14 protein-coding genes and 5 tRNA genes are annotated in these 15,982 nt (G+C 65.2%); all 19 read left to right on the forward strand.

Going from position 1 to position 15,982, the window contains the following annotated elements:
- Nucleotides 1-1,164, forward strand: a 1,164-nt coding sequence (locus ACT6S0_RS14920; protein ID WP_444764593.1) for a FimV/HubP family polar landmark protein, incomplete at its 5' end; no start/stop codon positions are given.
- A gap of 55 nt (nucleotides 1,165-1,219) precedes the next feature.
- Nucleotides 1,220-2,002 (forward strand): tRNA pseudouridine(38-40) synthase TruA, encoded by a 783-nt coding sequence (gene truA / locus ACT6S0_RS14925; protein WP_444764594.1) that lies wholly within the window; start codon nucleotides 1,220-1,222, stop codon nucleotides 2,000-2,002.
- Nucleotides 1,999-2,640 carry a phosphoribosylanthranilate isomerase gene (locus ACT6S0_RS14930; protein ID WP_444764595.1) on the forward strand — a complete coding sequence of 214 codons (642 nt, stop codon included), beginning with the start codon at nucleotides 1,999-2,001 and terminating at the stop codon, nucleotides 2,638-2,640. The genes truA and ACT6S0_RS14930 overlap by 4 nt, the downstream gene beginning before the upstream one ends.
- Nucleotides 2,641-2,649: 9 nt before the next feature.
- Entirely contained in the window at nucleotides 2,650-3,903 is a 1,254-nt protein-coding gene (gene trpB, locus ACT6S0_RS14935; RefSeq protein WP_444764596.1) for a tryptophan synthase subunit beta, read from the forward strand.
- Complete coding sequence (trpA, locus tag ACT6S0_RS14940) at nucleotides 3,900-4,703, forward strand: tryptophan synthase subunit alpha (RefSeq protein ID WP_444764597.1); 804 nt, start codon at nucleotides 3,900-3,902, stop codon at nucleotides 4,701-4,703. Before trpB ends, trpA begins: the two co-directional genes overlap by 4 nt.
- Nucleotides 4,704-4,706: 3 nt before the next feature.
- Complete coding sequence (accD, locus tag ACT6S0_RS14945) at nucleotides 4,707-5,579, forward strand: acetyl-CoA carboxylase, carboxyltransferase subunit beta (RefSeq protein ID WP_444764598.1); 873 nt, start codon at nucleotides 4,707-4,709, stop codon at nucleotides 5,577-5,579.
- A 62-nt stretch (nucleotides 5,580-5,641) separates the two neighbouring features.
- Nucleotides 5,642-6,952, forward strand: a complete 1,311-nt coding sequence (gene folC / locus ACT6S0_RS14950; protein ID WP_444764599.1) for a bifunctional tetrahydrofolate synthase/dihydrofolate synthase — start codon at nucleotides 5,642-5,644, stop codon at nucleotides 6,950-6,952.
- Between the two features lie 15 nt (nucleotides 6,953-6,967).
- Nucleotides 6,968-7,708 carry an SPOR domain-containing protein gene (locus tag ACT6S0_RS14955; RefSeq protein ID WP_444764600.1) on the forward strand — a complete coding sequence of 247 codons (741 nt, stop codon included), beginning with the start codon at nucleotides 6,968-6,970 and terminating at the stop codon, nucleotides 7,706-7,708.
- A gap of 6 nt (nucleotides 7,709-7,714) precedes the next feature.
- Nucleotides 7,715-8,257: a CvpA family protein gene (locus ACT6S0_RS14960; RefSeq protein ID WP_444764601.1), complete on the forward strand. Its 543-nt coding sequence runs from the start codon at nucleotides 7,715-7,717 to the stop codon at nucleotides 8,255-8,257.
- A 9-nt stretch (nucleotides 8,258-8,266) separates the two neighbouring features.
- Nucleotides 8,267-9,778: an amidophosphoribosyltransferase gene (purF, locus tag ACT6S0_RS14965; protein WP_444764602.1), complete on the forward strand. Its 1,512-nt coding sequence runs from the start codon at nucleotides 8,267-8,269 to the stop codon at nucleotides 9,776-9,778.
- Nucleotides 9,779-9,782: 4 nt separating this feature from the next.
- Nucleotides 9,783-11,009, forward strand: a complete 1,227-nt coding sequence (locus tag ACT6S0_RS14970; RefSeq protein WP_444764603.1) for an O-succinylhomoserine sulfhydrylase — start codon at nucleotides 9,783-9,785, stop codon at nucleotides 11,007-11,009.
- Nucleotides 11,006-12,412, forward strand: coding sequence for a glutamate--tRNA ligase (gene gltX / locus ACT6S0_RS14975; RefSeq protein WP_444764604.1), 1,407 nt, complete (start codon nucleotides 11,006-11,008; stop codon nucleotides 12,410-12,412). Before ACT6S0_RS14970 ends, gltX begins: the two co-directional genes overlap by 4 nt.
- Before the next feature lie 103 nt (nucleotides 12,413-12,515).
- Nucleotides 12,516-12,591 (forward strand) — tRNA-Ala (locus ACT6S0_RS14980).
- Nucleotides 12,592-12,642: 51 nt separating this feature from the next.
- Nucleotides 12,643-12,718: transfer RNA gene (locus ACT6S0_RS14985), tRNA-Glu, on the forward strand.
- A 52-nt stretch (nucleotides 12,719-12,770) separates the two neighbouring features.
- Nucleotides 12,771-12,847: transfer RNA gene (locus tag ACT6S0_RS14990), tRNA-Asp, on the forward strand.
- Nucleotides 12,848-12,918: 71 nt separating this feature from the next.
- Nucleotides 12,919-12,994, forward strand: a tRNA-Glu gene (locus ACT6S0_RS14995).
- A 76-nt stretch (nucleotides 12,995-13,070) separates the two neighbouring features.
- Nucleotides 13,071-13,147: transfer RNA gene (locus tag ACT6S0_RS15000), tRNA-Asp, on the forward strand.
- A gap of 661 nt (nucleotides 13,148-13,808) precedes the next feature.
- Nucleotides 13,809-15,107 carry a tyrosine-type recombinase/integrase gene (locus tag ACT6S0_RS15005; protein ID WP_444764605.1) on the forward strand — a complete coding sequence of 433 codons (1,299 nt, stop codon included), beginning with the start codon at nucleotides 13,809-13,811 and terminating at the stop codon, nucleotides 15,105-15,107.
- Entirely contained in the window at nucleotides 15,107-15,862 is a 756-nt protein-coding gene (locus ACT6S0_RS15010) for an AlpA family phage regulatory protein (RefSeq protein ID WP_444764606.1), read from the forward strand. Before ACT6S0_RS15005 ends, ACT6S0_RS15010 begins: the two co-directional genes overlap by 1 nt.
- The last annotated feature ends 120 nt before the right edge of the window (nucleotides 15,863-15,982 follow it).

Here is a 15,982-nt window from a genome sequence, read left to right on the forward strand (position 1 = left end):
CTGCTCGACAGCCCCATTGTCCTGCCGCTGGCTGGTGTGCTCGTTGCCGTGCTCGGCGGCCTGGGCCTGTATCGCCTGCGTTCGCGCCGCCCCGCCAACGCGGCCGAAACCGGCTTCCACGAAAGCCGCCTGCAGCCCGACTCCTTCTTCGGCGGCACCGGCGGCCAGCGCGTCGACACGCGCGACGCGCAGAACAGCGGCCAGTCGTCGATGAGCTATTCGCTCAGCCAGCTCGACGCCATCGGCGATGTCGACCCGGTGGCCGAGGCCGACGTCTACCTGGCCTACGGCCGTGACCTGCAGGCCGAGGAAATCCTCAAGGAAGCGCTGCGCGCCAACCCCACGCGCCTGGCCATCCGCCTCAAACTGCTGGAGGTCTACGCCAAGCGCCGCGATACCAAGGGCTTCGAGCAGCTGGCCGTGCAACTCTATGCCGAGACCAAGGGTTTCGGCGAAGACTGGGCCAAGGCTCAGGAAATGGGCCGCGGCATCGACCCGGACAACCCGCTCTATCAACCTGGTGGCGCGCCAGCCCATGTCGAGGACGGCCCCGAGCTGCGGCCTGAGCCGATGAACGCCAGCACGCTGCCGCAGACGGCGCTGCCGAGTGGTGCGCATGCTGCTGCGGCGGCTCATCTGGCAACCGATTCGATGGCGCGCGGCGGCCCCGACACCGGCCCGGTCAGCGGTTTCGACCTGGCGCTCGATCTGGACCTCGATGCGCCCGAGCCGGTCTCGCCGAACGCGATGGCTGCCACCCAGGCCATGCCGGCCTCGGTTGAGCACGCGCCGTTGACGATGGACTTCGACATCTCCGGCCGCGGCACGCGCAGCGCGCCGCCCGCGCCGGATCTGAGCTTCGACCTCAGCGGCATGGGGAGCCTGCCTAACGTGTCGGCGGCGCCGACCGCAACCACCGACCTGGACTTCGACCTCGGTGAACCCACCCAGCCCGGCGAGACCAATCCCGATCACCTCGCCCAGGCGCTTGAAGCTCTGGGTGATGACGATGGCGACCCGCTGCTGCGCCAGCTCGAACTGGCCGACGAATTCCGCCAGATCGGCGATACCGAAGGCGCGCGCGAAGTGCTGCAGGAGCTGATCCAGCGTGCCAGCGGTTCGTTGCGCGACCGTGCACAGGCCATGTTGAACGACCTGCGCTGAGCCCGGCGCGATACTGCGACGCCCGGCCAGGCCGGGCGTTTTTATTTCTGAATCGATGAGAGTTGCACTTGGCGTGAGCTACCGCGGCCGCGGCTACAACGGTTGGCAAAGCCAGCCCGATGGTCGCACCGTGCAGGACGCGCTTGAGAAGGGCTTGTCGGCCTTCGCTGCTCAACCGATCCGCACGATGTGCGCCGGCCGCACCGATGCCGGCGTGCATGGCATCAACCAGGTCATTCATTTCGACACCGAGGTCGTGCGTGAGCCCTTCTCGTGGGTACGCGGCAGCAACCGCTATCTGCCGCCCGACATCGCCATCCAGTGGTGCCGCTTTCCCGGCGACGCCTTCCATGCGCGCAACTCCGCACGCGGTCGCCGCTATGCCTATCTGCTGCTGGAGTCCGCCGTGCGGCCGGCCATCGAATCTGGCCAATGCGGCTGGGTGTTCCGCCCGCTCGACCAGGCCGCGCTCGAAGCGGCTGCGCAGCGGCTGATCGGTGAGCACGACTTTTCCTCTTTTCGCTCTTCCGAGTGCCAGGCTGCGTCGCCGGTCAAGACACTGCGCGAGATCACCGTGCGGCGCCGGGGCGCCTACTGGCGCTTCGAATTCGAGGCCAGCGCCTTCCTGCATCACATGGTGCGCAATCTGATGGGCTGCCTGCTCGCGGTCGGCAGCGGCACGCGCTCGGCGGACTGGGTGTCCGACGTGCTTACCGCCCGCGACCGCAAGGTGGCGGCGCCGACTTTTGCCCCTGACGGCCTCTACTTCCTCGGCCCGACCTACGATGCCGAGCTCGATATTCCGCGCGAGGTCGCGGCTCTGAACTGGTTGCCATGACTCGAATCAAGATCTGCGGCCTGACTCGCGAAGCCGACGTGGCGGTCGCGGTAGAAGCCGGCGCTGATGCCATCGGCTTTGTCTTCTACGCCAAGAGCCCGCGCGCCGTGACGCCGGAGCGGGCGAGGGCGCTGGCGCAGTTGCTGCCACCCTTTGTGACGCCCGTGGGCCTGTTCGTCAACGCGACCGATGCTGATCTGGCTGCGGCAATGGATGCGCTGCCCAATATGCTCGTTCAGTTCCACGGTGACGAAACGCCCGCCGACTGCGACCGTGCGCGCAGGCCCTATTTGCGCGCCGCCCGCATGGCGCCGGGGGTCGATTTGCTAGACTTCGCCGCTCAATTTCCAAACGCTCAAGCCCTGCTGCTCGACGCCCATGTCGACGGTTACGGCGGTGGCGGCAAGGTCTTCGATTGGTCACTCATTCCTCCAAGCGTCAGCTCTCGCCTCGTTTTGTCTGGTGGGTTGAATGCAGCAAACGTCGCCGATGGCATCGCCAAGGTGCGGCCTTGGGCCGTTGATGTGAGTTCCGGCGTCGAGGTGTCCAAGGGCATCAAGAGCGCCGACCTGATCCACGAGTTCTGCCGCGCGGTCCGTCTCGCTGATGACGGCGCCGATGCAGCACTCTCCCAGTAGGGGAAGACCATGTTCCAGTACGACCAGCCCGACGCGACCGGGCATTTCCGCCATGCCGGCGCGACCACCTTCGGTGGCAGCTTCGTCTCAGAAACCCTCGTCCACGCACTCGACCAGCTCAAGGACGCCTACGCCCACTACCGCAACGACGCCGAGTTCATTGCCGAGTACCAGCGTGAGCTCAAGCACTTCGTCGGCCGGCCGAGCCCGATCTACCATGCCGACCGCCTGAGCCGCGAACTGGGCGGCGCGCAGATCTACCTCAAGCGCGAGGACCTCAACCACACCGGCGCGCACAAGATCAACAACGTCATCGGCCAGGCCCTGCTGGCCAAGCGCATGGGCAAGCCGCGCGTCATCGCCGAGACCGGCGCCGGCCAGCACGGCGTGGCCACGGCGACCATCTGCGCCCGCTACGGCCTGGAATGCGTCGTCTACATGGGCAGCGAGGACGTCAAGCGCCAATCGCCCAACGTCTACCGCATGAAGCTGCTCGGTGCGACCGTCGTGCCGGTGGACAGCGGCAGCAAGACGTTGAAGGACGCGCTCAACGAGGCGATGCGTGACTGGGTCACCAACGTCGAGAACACTTTCTACATCATCGGCACCGTGGCCGGCCCCCACCCCTATCCGATGATGGTGCGCGATTTCCAGCGCGTCATCGGTGAGGAATGCCTGGTACAGATGCCCGAGTTGGCCGGCCGCCAGCCGGACGCCGTCATCGCCTGCGTGGGCGGCGGCTCCAACGCCATCGGCATCTTCCATCCCTACATCCCGCACGAGAACGTGCGCCTGATCGGCGTCGAGGCCGAGGGGCAGGGTGTGGCCAGCGGCAAGCATGCCGCCACGCTGACCGCTGGCAGCCCGGGGGTGCTGCACGGCAACCGCACCTATCTGCTGCAGGACGCGGACGGCCAGATCATCGAGACGCACTCGATCTCCGCCGGCCTGGACTACCCCGGGGTCGGCCCCGAGCACGCCCACCTGAAGGACATCGGGCGCGCCGAGTACGTCGGTGTGACCGATGCCGAAGCTCTGTCGGCATTTCACCGGCTGTGCCGCACGGAGGGCATCATTCCTGCGCTCGAATCCAGCCATGCGGTCGCCCATGCGATCAAGCTCGCACCGACGATGAGTCAGGACAAGGTCCTGCTGATCAATCTCAGCGGCCGTGGTGACAAGGACATCGGCACCGTGGCCGACCTGTCCGGCGCCGAATACTTTGATCGCCCGTCGCAAGCCGGCGAGAAGGTCAAGCAATGAGCCGCATCACGACGACCTTCGACCAGCTCAAGGCCGGTGGCCGCAAGGCGCTGATTCCCTTCGTCACGGCCGGTGACCCGTATCCGAGCGCGACGGTCGACCTGCTGCTGGCCATGGCCGAGGCGGGTGCCGACGTCATCGAGCTCGGCGTGCCTTTCTCCGACCCGATGGCCGACGGCCCCGTCATCCAGCGTGCCGGGGAACGCGCTTTGAAGCAGGGCATCGGCCTGCGCCATGTGCTTGACTTCGTGCGCGAGTTCCGCGTCCGCAACGACAAGACGCCCCTCGTGCTGATGGGCTACGCCAACCCGGTCGAGCGCTACGGCCTTGATGCCTTCGTGGCAGACGCCAAGGCCGCCGGCGTCGATGGCGTCCTCATCGTCGACTACCCGCCCGAGGAGTGCGAGGAGTTCGCCGCCAAACTGCGCACGGCGGACATGGATGCGATCTTCCTGCTGGCGCCCACCTCCACCGCGGCGCGCATGGCCCAGGTCGGCCGGCTCGCCAGCGGCTACGTCTACTACGTGTCGCTCAAGGGCGTCACCGGGGCGGGTCACCTGAACACCGCAGCCGTGGCCGAGGCCGTGCCGCGCATCCGCCAGCACGTCAGCGTGCCCGTTGGCGTGGGCTTCGGCATTCGCGATGGCGCCACGGCGCGGGCCGTGGCCGACGTGTCAGACGCGGTCGTCATCGGCTCCAAGCTGGTGGAATTGCTGGAGCGGCAGCCGGCCGATAATGTGGCTCTCACCGGCGCGGCCTTCATCCGTGAAATTCGCGCCGCACTCGACAAGAAGGACTGACGCATGAGTTGGCTCGACAAACTGCTCCCGCCCAAGATCCAGCAAGGCGACCCGGCGGACCGCCGCACCGTTCCCGAAGGCCTGTGGATCAAGTGTCCGAGCTGCGAGACGGTGCTCTACAAGACCGATCTGGAGCAGAACATCAATGTCTGCCCCAAGTGCTCGCACCACCACCGCATTGGCGCCCGTGCGCGCCTGGACGCCTTTCTCGACGGTGAAGGCCGCTACGAGATCGGCCAGGAAGTGCTGCCGGTCGACGCGCTGAAGTTCAAGGACAGCAAGAAGTACCCCGACCGCCTGAAGGAAGCGCTGGAGAACACCGGCGAGACCGATGCGCTGGTGGTGATGGGTGGCGCCGTCAGGAGCGTGCCAGTCGTCGCCGCCTGCTTCGAGTTCGACTTCATGGGCGGTTCCATGGGCTCGGTCGTCGGCGAGCGCTTCGTGCGCGGCGTCGAGTCGGCCATTGAGCAGAAGACGCCCTTCGTCTGCTTCACGGCCACCGGCGGTGCGCGCATGCAGGAAGGTCTGCTGTCGCTGATGCAGATGGCCAAGACCAACGCGTCGCTGACGCGGTTGGCCAAGGCCAAACTGCCCTACATCAGTGTGCTGACCGACCCGACGATGGGTGGCGTGTCCGCCAGCTTCGCCTTCGTCGGCGACATCGTACTGGCCGAGCCCAAGGCGCTGATCGGCTTTGCCGGCCCGCGCGTCATCGAGAACACCGTGCGCGAGAAGTTGCCTGCCGGCTTCCAGCGTGCCGAGTTCCTGATGGAGAAGGGCGCTGTCGACATGATCGTTGACCGCCGCCAACTTCGCGAGACGATTGCCCGCCAGCTGGCCATGCTGCAGCGCCAGAGCGCGGACGCCGTCGCCTGAACGCCGTCCACGTGCTCCCGAGCCAGGCCCCGCGCCTGGCTTTTGTTTTTTAGACGACCGCCATGACGCTTGACGACTGGCTCGCCCACTGCGAGCGCCTGCACCCCAAGACCATCGACATGACGCTGGACCGCGTCGCGGCGGTGCGCGCGCGGCTGGGCATCGCCTTCGACTGCCCGACCATCGTGGTCGCCGGCACCAACGGCAAGGGCTCGACCTGCGCCATGCTGGAGTCCATCGCCCTGCATGCGGGCTATCGCGTCGGCCTCTACATCAAGCCCCATCTCGTGCACTTCCAGGAGCGCTGCCGCGTCGCGGGCGTGCCGGTGTCGGGCGAATCGCTGGCGCCGCATTTCGAGGCCGTCGAGGCCGCACGCGGCGACATCACGCTGACCTACTTCGAATTCACGACGCTGGCCATCATGCGGCGCCTGCAGCACGAGCCGCTGGACCTCGTCATCCTCGAAGTCGGCCTGGGTGGACGGCTCGATGCCGTCAACGTCATCGACGGCGACTGCGCCGTCATCACCAGCATCGACCTCGACCATACTGAATTCCTCGGCAACGACCGCGAGAGCGTCGGCCGCGAGAAGGCCGGCATCATGCGCGCCGGCCGCCCCGTCGTCGTCAGCGATCCGATGCCACCGGCCTCGCTGGCCGCCCGCGCCGCGGAGCTCGGCGCCGACCTGTGCCAGCTCGGCCGCGACTTCAGCTTCAGTGGCGACCGTCAGCAGTGGCAATGGGCGGGGCGATCAAAGCGCTTTTCCGGCCTGGCTTACCCGGCGCTGCGTGGGGTCAATCAGTTGCTGAACGCTTCCGGCGCGCTGGCCGCCTTCGAGGCCTTGCACGACCGTCTGCCGATCAGCGCCCAGGCCGTCCGTACCGGCCTCGCGCTGGTTGAGCTGCCCGGCCGTTTCCAGGTGCTGGCGGGCCAGCCCGCCGTCGTGCTGGATGTCGCCCACAACCCCCACGCCGTCGCGGCGCTGGCGCAGAACCTCGATCAGATGGGATTCTTCCCGCGCACGCACGCCGTCTTCGGTGCGATGGCGGACAAGGACCTGAGCGGCATCCTGGCGCGCATTGCACCGCTGGTGGACGTCTGGCATTTCACCGATCTGCCCATGCTGCGAGCGGCCACGGCGGCTCAGCTCCAGGCGGCTTTCCTCGCCGCCGGATTGAAGACGCCAGCCGATGTGGCGACGCACACGCATGCCACGCCGCTGGATGCCCTGCACGCGGCAGCGGCCGGGGCGACCACGGCCGATAGAATCCTGGTCTTCGGTTCCTTCTACACCGTGGGCGGGGTGCTCCAGCAGGGCCTGCCCCGCGTGACGGCCGGCGCTGCCGAGCCGACACCTCCCACTCTCCACTGAAGCCAGACGCCGCCGATGGGCCTGTTCTCCTTCCTCAAACGCGACGAGGACGCCGCCGCAGCGGCGCCCAAGAAGTCGACCAGGCCCGGCGCCAAGGCGAGTGCCGCTGACGATGTGCAGGTGCTGCGCTTGCGGGCGCGACGCCGCCTCATCGGCGCTGCCGTGTTGGTGGCTGCAGGAGTTGTCGGGTTCCCGCTGATCTTCGAAACCCAGCCGCGGCCCATTCCGGTCGACCTGCCCATCGAGATCCCGCGCAAGGACACGGCGCCGCCGCTGGTCGTGCCTGCGCGCGAGCCGCTGGCGCAGGCCGCCTCGGCACCGCAGCCGGCGCCCGTGGTTGAACCCCAGTCGGCCGAGAAGCCGGTCGACAAGCCCGCTGAGCCCGTGGTCGAAGCGCCGCCTGTGAAGCTCGCGGAGAGGCCTGCCGAGAAACCCGTCGACAAGCCCAAGCCTGCGGCGAATGACGGGGCCCGGGCGCAGGCCTTGCTGGAAGGCAAGGATGTCGCGGCCAAGGTGCCTGCGGCTGCCGCGCGCTACATTGTCCAGGTGGGCGCCTATGGCGAGAGCAAGTCGGCGCAGGAAATGCGCGGCAAGGTCGAGAAGCTGGGGCTCAAGACCTATGCCCAGGCCGTCGACACGACCGATGGCCGCCGCATCCGTGTCCGCCTGGGGCCGTTTGCAAGCCGTGACGAGGCCGAGCGTGCGGCTGCCAAGCTCAAGGCTGCCGGCCTGCCCGGCGCCATCCTGACGCTCTAGGCCGCCATGGACTTCGCGCTCAGCTGGGTCGACCTCGCGCTGGCGGGCGTGCTGCTGATTTCCATCGGCATCGGCCTGTGGCGCGGCCTGATTTTTGAAGTGATGTCCTTGGCCGGTTGGGTCGTCGCGTATTTCGCCGCGTCGCCGCTGGCGCCGGTTGTCGCCGAGCTGTTGCCAACCGCCGTGACCGACGCATTGAGCCCCGCAGCGCTTCATGTGGTCGCGCTGGCCATTGCCTTCTTCGTGGTGCTCATCATCTGGAGCCTGGCCTCGCGCCTGGTCAAGGCGCTGATCCATGCGACGCCACTGTCGGTGGTGGACCGCCTCGGCGGTGCCGGCTTCGGCGCACTGCGCGGCGTCTTCATCGCGCTGCTGCTGGTGCTGGTCATCGGCGCCTCGCCACTGGCCGAGTCGGCCACCTGGCAGGCCTCGCGCGCAGCGCCCGTGCTCGGCGGCGTGCTGCGCGATGTGTCGCCGCTGCTGCCCGAACCCGTTGCCCGTTTTGTTTCCCGCTCGATGACCCCATCTGAAGCGGGCCTTACTGATTAAGGATTCGCCATGTGCGGCATCGTCGGCGCTCTCGCTGCCTCTCCCGTCAACCAGCTTCTCTACGACGCGCTGCTGCTGTTGCAGCACCGCGGCCAGGATGCCGCCGGCATCGTCACGATGCAGGGCCAGAAATGCTTCATGCACAAGGCGCGTGGCATGGTGCGCGACGTCTTCCGCACCCGCAACATGCGGGCGTTGCCGGGCAACATCGGCCTGGGCCAGGTGCGCTACCCGACGGCCGGCAACGCCTACAGCGAAGAAGAGGCCCAACCCTTCTACGTCAACGCGCCGTTCGGCATCGTCCTGGTCCACAACGGCAACCTGACGAACGCGCTCGCGCTGAAGGACGAGCTGTTCGACATCGACCGCCGCCACATCAACACCGAGAGCGACACCGAGGTGCTGATCAACGTGCTGGCCCACGAGCTGGAGATGGCGGCGCGCGACCTGCCGCTGACGCCCAAGGAAATTTTCTCCGCCGTGCGCGCGGTGCAGAAGCGCATCAAGGGCAGCTATGCCGTCATCGCGCTGATCGCCGGCCAGGGGTTGCTGGCGTTCCGCGACCCGTTCGGCATCCGCCCGCTGTGCTTCGGCCGCTCGACGAACGGCGAGTTCATGGTGGCCAGCGAAAGCGTCGCCCTTGAGGGCACTGGCCATCAGCTGGAGCGTGACGTCGCGCCCGGCGAGGCCTTGTTCATCGACATGACCGGCAAGCTGCACACGGAGCAGTGCAATGAGCAGCCGACGCTCAATCCCTGCATGTTCGAGTTTGTCTACCTGGCCCGCCCGGACTCGGTGATGGATGGCATCTCGGTCTACCAGGCGCGGCTCAACATGGGCGAGACGCTGGCACAACGCGTCATCTCGACGATGCCGCCCAACGAAATCGACGTCGTCATCCCGATCCCGGAAAGCAGCCGCCCGTCCGCGATGCAGCTGGCACATCGCATCGGCAAGCCCTACCGAGAAGGCTTCGTCAAGAACCGCTACGTCGGCCGCACCTTCATCATGCCGGGGCAGGGCGCGCGCAAGAAAAGCGTGCGCCAGAAGCTCAACGCCATCGGCGTCGAGTTCAAGGACCGCAACGTGCTGCTGGTGGATGACTCCATCGTGCGCGGCACGACCTCCAAGGAGATCGTGCAGATGGCCCGCGAGGCTGGCGCGCGCAAGGTCTATCTGGCGTCCGCCGCGCCGCCGGTGCGCTATCCGAATGTGTACGGCATCGACATGCCGACCAAGGAAGAACTGATCGCCCACGGCCGCAGCATCGAGGAGATCCGGCAATACATCGGCGCCGATGCACTGATCTACCAGGATGTGGACGCGATGAAGCGCGTCGTCGCGGCGCTGCGCCCGGGGCTCGCCGGTTTCGAGGCTAGTTGCTTCGACGGCCATTACGTGACGGGCGACGTCAGTCTGGCCGACTTCGAAGCCATGCGCGAGCAACGTGCTGCCCAACCCAGCGATGAAGAGGCCGATGCCCGCGGCCGCCTGGCCCTGCAAAGCGGCGGCGAGGGTTGAGCGCATGAGCGACAACCATCAGCGCCCGCTGCCGGATGGACTGCGCCCCGAGACGCTGGCCGTGCGCACCGCGCTGGCGCCCAGCCAGCATGGCGAGAACTCGGAAGCGCTGTTCCTGACGACGGCCTACGTTCAGCCCGACGCGGAGACTTCGGCGCGCAAGTTCTCCAACTCGGAAGACTTCACCTATTCGCGCACCAGCAATCCGACCGTGCGCAGCCTGGAGGCGCGCCTGGCCGCGCTGGAAGGCACCGAGGCGGCGATAGCCACGTCCACCGGCATGAGCGCGATTCTGCTGCTCGGCATGGGGGTGCTCAAGGTTGGCGACCATGTCGTCTGCTCGCGGTCGGTGTTCGGCTCGACGATCAACCTGTTCGCCAAGGAGTTCGGCAAGTTCGGCGTCGAGACGAGCTTCGTCTCCCAGACTGACCTGACCGAGTGGCGCGCGGCTGTCCGGCCGGCCACCAAGCTCTTGTTCGCGGAGACGCCGACCAACCCGCTGACAGAGATCTGCGACATCCGCGCGCTTGCCACCATCGCCCACGGCGCGGGTGCCATCCTGGCCGTCGACAACACCTATTCGACACCGGCCCTGCAACGTCCGGTCGAGATGGGCGCTGACATCGTCATGCACTCAGCGACCAAGTACATGGATGGCCAGGGCCGTGTGATGGCGGGCGCCTTGTGCGGGCCGAGCAAACTGATCCATGACATCTTCGGGCCCACCCTGCGCACCGTCGGCATGACGCTCGCGCCCTTCAACGCCTGGGTCGTGTTGAAGGGGCTGGAGACCATGTCACTGCGCATCAAGGCGCAGAGCGAGCAGGCTCTGGCGGTGGCTCGCTGGCTGGAAGCGCGCCCCGAGGTTGCGCGTGTGTATTACCCGTCGCTGGCGTCCCATCCGCAGCACGAACTGGCCATGCTGCAGCAAAGCGGGCAGGGCGGGGCGGTGTTGTCCTTCGACCTGAAGGCCGATTCGCCCGAGGCGGCGCGTGCGGCGGCCTTCCACGTCATCGACAGCACGCGAGTTCTCTCCATCGCCACCAATCTCGGCGACACGAAATCCATCATCACCCACCCCGCGACCACGTCGCACGGCCGCCTTACCGAGGACCAGCGCCGGGCCGCGGGCATCGGCCAGGGCCTGATCCGCCTGGCTGTCGGCCTTGAGCATGTCGACGACATTTGCGACGACCTGAATCGCGGCCTTTCCACTTTGAACACCCGATGAGTTCTTCTGCTTTCGACAAGGTCCGTACGCGCATCGCGCCGTCGCCGACCGGCTTCCTGCACCTGGGCACCGCGCGCACGGCCCTCTACTCGTGGGCCTATGCCCGCCATTACGGCGGCGAGTTTGTGCTGCGCGTCGAAGACACGGATGTCGCACGTTCGACGCAGGACTCGGTCGAGCAGATCATTGCTGCGATGAACTGGCTGGGTCTGAGCTATGACGAGGGTCCGATCTACCAGATGCAGCGCCTAGACCGCTACCAGACGGTCGTCGAGCAACTGATAGCCGAAGGCAAGGCCTATCGTTGCTATGCGACGCCCGAGGAACTGGACGCTATGCGTGAGGCCCAGCGCGCGCGTGGCGAGAAGACGCTGTATGACCGTCGCTGGCGCCCCGAACCTGGCAAGACCCTGCCGGCGCCGCCCCAAGGTGTGAAGCCCGTCATTCGTTTCGCCAACCCCGTCGAGGGCAACGTGACCTGGAACGACCTCGTCAAGGGTCAGATCACGATCAACAACCGCGAAATCGACGACCTCATCATCGCCCGCACCGACGGCGTGCCGACCTACAACTTCGCGGTCGTCGTCGACGATTGGGACATGCGCATCAGCCATGTCTTCCGCGGCGACGAGCACGTCAACAATACGCCCTGGCAGATCAATATCTTCAATGCACTCGGGGCGCCCCTGCCGTCTTTCGGTCACTTGCCCATCATCCTGGGCGACGACGGCCTCAAGCTGTCCAAGCGCCGTGGTGCCGTCAGCGTGATGGACTACGCCGCCAACGGCTACCTGCCCGAGGCGATGCTGAACTACCTGGCGCGCCTGGGCTGGAGCCATGGTGACGATGAACTGTTCTCGGCCGCGCAGATGGTGAGCTGGTTTGATGGCAGCCATTTGTCAAAGAGCCCGGCGCAGTGGGATCCGGCCAAGCTGGACTGGGTCAACGGCCATTACGTCAAGCACATCGACGAGGCCCGTTTGGCCAAACTCGTCGTTGCCCATCTCGCTGGCAGAGGCATCGCCGTGCACGTTGATCAGGTGCAGCCCAAGGTCGGTCTGTTCAAGGACCGCTGCGCAACCACAGCAGCATTGGCCGATTGGGTTTCGATGTACTTTGCGCCGGTGACACCCTCGGCCGACGAGCTGGCCGCCCATGTCACGGATGCCGTCCGTCCCGCGCTGGTCGCGCTGGCGGAACGTTTGTCGACGTTGGGCCAATGGAACAAGTCGGTGATCCAGCAGGCGTTGAAGGAAACTCTCGCCGCCTACAGCCTGAAGATGCCGCAACTCGCAGTTCCTGTTCGAGTGCTGGTGTGTGGTCGTACGCAAACGCCGAGCTTGGATGCAGTGCTGGAACACTTCACCCAGAAAAAAGTCGTCGAGCGCTTGCAAGCAGGCTGATTTTCGTCATATACTCTTGGTCTCGCTTGAACGGCGCTGCAAACGAAGCGATTAACGACCAAATCGACGCCATTACGGTGGCGATGAAATCGAGAATCAAAACGGGGGTATAGCTCAGCTGGGAGAGCGCTTGCATGGCATGCAAGAGGTCAGCGGTTCGATCCCGCTTACCTCCACCAAATTGCTTCAAAGTGATTTAAGTGGCGCGCAGTTCAAGTCGCGAAGGTTTAGTCCCCTTCGTCTAGAGGCCTAGGACACCACCCTTTCACGGTGATTACAGGGGTTCGAATCCCCTAGGGGACGCCAAGTTTGATGAGCTTGGGTTTCGTCGCAAGACGAAATCGGATTCATTCCACGCGGAGTGGTAGTTCAGTTGGTTAGAATACCGGCCTGTCACGCCGGGGGTCGCGGGTTCGAGCCCCGTCCACTCCGCCAAGGATTACGTCGGATCAGTCCGATATTGAACGGCCAATTCATTGGCCGTTTGTTTTTTTGAGATCTAATTCGTCCCCTTCGTCTAGAGGCCTAGGACACCACCCTTTCACGGTGATTACAGGGGTTCGAATCCCCTAGGGGACGCCAGTTCGATACTCGTCGCAAGACGGGCAAGTTTGATGCGGCTTGCGAGTATATTGATGCTCGGAACTCATCCCAACACGGAGTGGTAGTTCAGTTGGTTAGAATACCGGCCTGTCACGCCGGGGGTCGCGGGTTCGAGCCCCGTCCACTCCGCCAAAAACAAATGCGCCGAATCCTGGAAGGGATTCGGCGCATTTTGCTTCAGCTTGACTGGTTTCAGGACACGCCGCGCGAAGGTGCCGGAGCCGTGCCGGCTTGGTCGCTACCACCACTGCCCTGGGCTTGTGGCGTTCCGGCCGCACGAGGTTCTACGGGAGCTGCTCGGGACGCTTCGCTCGGGCTACGCTTACCGCTGACGACCAAACGGGCCAACTTGACCACTTCGCTGGCCTCAGCTGGCAGACCGCCGGCAACCAGCCCGAGCGCTAAGCAGCAGCTCATCAAACCGTTCAGCATTCGCGCCATCTCCGACTCCAGCCTCGCAGACAGTAAGGCATGCGTTGCAGTGTTCAGCAAGTCACGCAACGGAGCGAGGCGCAGGCGACGAATTGCGTTTTAGCGAGGATGAACTGCAGTTGCGTGGCAGACAGGGCCAACTAGGTGCGCAAAGCAAAACGGGCCCAAAGGGCCCGATCATGCTTGGCGGAGAGGGCGTCCGTGTCTCGGGCATCCTAGGAAATCCGACGGCATCCAAAATCCTTTTCGTATCAGATGCTTAGGCGATTTCCGTAGTCCTACGATGTCCTACCAAATTCCATCGAATCCGACTACACTTTGATAGTCAAATTGATAGTCAATAGAAGGCGAATTCGAACTCATGCCGAGGCAGCTGAACAAGCTCACTGCCATTCAGGTCAGCAAGCTCACCAAACCAGGGCTCTATGGTGACGGGGGTGGCCTCACGCTGCAAGTCACCAAGGCTGGCGTGAAGAGCTGGCTCTTCCGGTACATGAGGGAGGGCAAGGCCTACGGCATGGGTCTTGGGCCAACGCACACGGTCAGCTTGGCTGAGGCCCGGCAAAAGGCACTGGAAGCAAGGAGGCAGCTTCTCGAAGGTGCCAACCCACTCGCGGTGAAGCGGCAACAACGAGATGCGGCAGCGCTTGAGCGAGCGCGGGCCATGACGTTCGACCAGTGTGCAGCGGCCTACATCCAGGCGCATAAGGCGGCTTGGAAGAACGCCAAGCACGCCGACCAATGGACCAGCACGCTGGCGACGTATGCGAGCCCGGTTTTTGGTCACTTGCCGGTCGCGGACATCGACACCGCGCTCGTGGTTCGATGCCTCGCTTCAATCTGGGACAGCAAGACGGAAACGGCCACGAGGCTGCGCGGCCGAATTGAATCTGTTCTGGGGTGGGCCACCACCAGTGGGCTGAGGTCGGGAGACAACCCGGCTCGCTGGCGTGGGCATCTCGAAAACCTCCTCGCCAACATCAGCAAGACAAGCCGGACGAAGAACCATCCATCGCTGCCATGGCAGCAACTGCCGGCGTTCATGGCCGCGTTGCAGGCTCGGCCGGGTTCGTCGGCGCGAGCGCTGGAGTTCGCGATCCTGACTGCGTGCCGATCTGGTGAGGTGCGTGGTGCACGTTGGTCGGAGATCGACTTCGAAGCGAAGATCTGGACGATCCCTGCTGAGCGCATGAAGGCGGGGCGCGAGCACCAAGTTCCGCTCTCCGAGGCTTCCCTGAAGCTCTTGGGCGCGATCAAAGAGAGCAGGGCCCAGCATGAAGGCGATGGCAAGGCTGATGCGGACGAAGCGGCCAGGTCGCTGGTCTTCCTTGGCACAAAGGGGCAAGCGCTTTCCGACATGTCACTCACCGCATTGATCCGCCGGATGACCGAGGGTGAGCAGCGCCCGACCTGGGTCGACGCGAACGGCCAGGTTGTGACCGCCCATGGCTTTCGCGCGACATTTCGCATGTGGACCGCCGAAGAAACCACCTTCCCACGAGAGGTGGCCGAGCATGCGTTGGCCCACCAGCTCCCGGACGCGGTTGAGCGTGCGTACCAGCGAGGAACGCAGTTCGCCAAGCGTCAGGCGCTGATGCAGGATTGGGGCGTTTACTGCACGTCATCTCCTCAGACGAAGCCAGAAAGGAAGGCTGCTTGATGGCTGGCCGTGTGATTCGCCTCAAGGAACTCATCGCCCATACCGGGTTGTCGCGGTCGGCCATCTACGACCGCCTGGATGCAAAGTCGCCGAGGCACGATCCGACCTTTCCAAGATCCTTTTCCCTCGGTGGGGCTGCTGTTGGTTGGTATCTTGAGGAGGTGGATCGGTGGCTTCAAGGCTGTGCAGAACCTGGTCAACGACAAGTTGTCGTCCAGTCGGCGTCGGGCGTAGCGCCCGCGAGGCCAGCGCGTCACGAGAAGCCCAGCCCGGTCCCCAATGCCGTACGGCCATCAGCTTCAGATGATCCGGCCACGGCAACAAGCCTGGCAGAAGCCTTGGTTGCTGGCAGCCTCATCAATGCAAAGCTGCTTGGCTACCTGCGTATGGACGCGTGGTCTCCAGTGATGGCTGCGTTGCTCGTGTCAGGCGTTGAGCCCCCTCCAGATTGCGTGGAGATCCCGCTAGGGGGAACAGGGCTTGAGGGCAAGAGCCTCCACGCGAGTAATGGCCGCTTTCACAGCGCTCGCCGTGCGCTAAAGGCCTGGAACGATGTGGACGAGGATGATGGGGAGGTGCCAAGGCCTTCAAGCTTTCCACCGCTGGAGTTCTTGGCTTGGTGCCAGGAGGAAGACCAGGGTGACGGCGATTGGCTTCGGTACCTGATCGAACTGGCTGGCATGAAGGAACTGAGCGCACCTGACTTCTCGGCGCCTCGACTCGACCTGGCGCTCAGGCGCACAAAGCTTCGATAGCCGCACGATTTGGCCCTGCTTCGGCAATGCCCTTGCGCGCAGGTACGAGCTGCTGATCCATCGCCGACGCAACGGTCACGTTGTTGCCCTCTCCGTGCACGCCGTTACTTGCCGAAGCCA

Origin of the sequence: Roseateles sp., assembly GCF_052436255.1 — a bacterium.
In the GTDB taxonomy this organism is placed as follows: Bacteria; Pseudomonadota; Gammaproteobacteria; order Burkholderiales; family Burkholderiaceae_C; genus Pelomonas.

Bases quoted from the DNA above. Each gene is read 5' to 3' on its own strand.
- accD (WP_444764598.1), top strand. From the start codon at position 4,707: ATGAGTTGGCTCGACAAACTGCTCCCGCCCAAGATCCAGCAAGGCGAC.
- gltX (WP_444764604.1), top strand. From the start codon at position 11,006: ATGAGTTCTTCTGCTTTCGACAAGGTCCGTACGCGCATCGCGCCGTCG.
- ACT6S0_RS14955 (WP_444764600.1), top strand. From the start codon at position 6,968: ATGGGCCTGTTCTCCTTCCTCAAACGCGACGAGGACGCCGCCGCAGCG.
- ACT6S0_RS14970 (WP_444764603.1), top strand. From the start codon at position 9,783: ATGAGCGACAACCATCAGCGCCCGCTGCCGGATGGACTGCGCCCCGAG.
- folC (WP_444764599.1), top strand. From the start codon at position 5,642: ATGACGCTTGACGACTGGCTCGCCCACTGCGAGCGCCTGCACCCCAAG.
- truA (WP_444764594.1), top strand. From the start codon at position 1,220: ATGAGAGTTGCACTTGGCGTGAGCTACCGCGGCCGCGGCTACAACGGT.
- trpB (WP_444764596.1), top strand. From the start codon at position 2,650: ATGTTCCAGTACGACCAGCCCGACGCGACCGGGCATTTCCGCCATGCC.
- ACT6S0_RS14930 (WP_444764595.1), top strand. From the start codon at position 1,999: ATGACTCGAATCAAGATCTGCGGCCTGACTCGCGAAGCCGACGTGGCG.
- trpA (WP_444764597.1), top strand. From the start codon at position 3,900: ATGAGCCGCATCACGACGACCTTCGACCAGCTCAAGGCCGGTGGCCGC.
- ACT6S0_RS14960 (WP_444764601.1), top strand. From the start codon at position 7,715: ATGGACTTCGCGCTCAGCTGGGTCGACCTCGCGCTGGCGGGCGTGCTG.
- purF (WP_444764602.1), top strand. From the start codon at position 8,267: ATGTGCGGCATCGTCGGCGCTCTCGCTGCCTCTCCCGTCAACCAGCTT.
- ACT6S0_RS15010 (WP_444764606.1), top strand. From the start codon at position 15,107: ATGGCTGGCCGTGTGATTCGCCTCAAGGAACTCATCGCCCATACCGGG.
- ACT6S0_RS15005 (WP_444764605.1), top strand. From the start codon at position 13,809: ATGCCGAGGCAGCTGAACAAGCTCACTGCCATTCAGGTCAGCAAGCTC.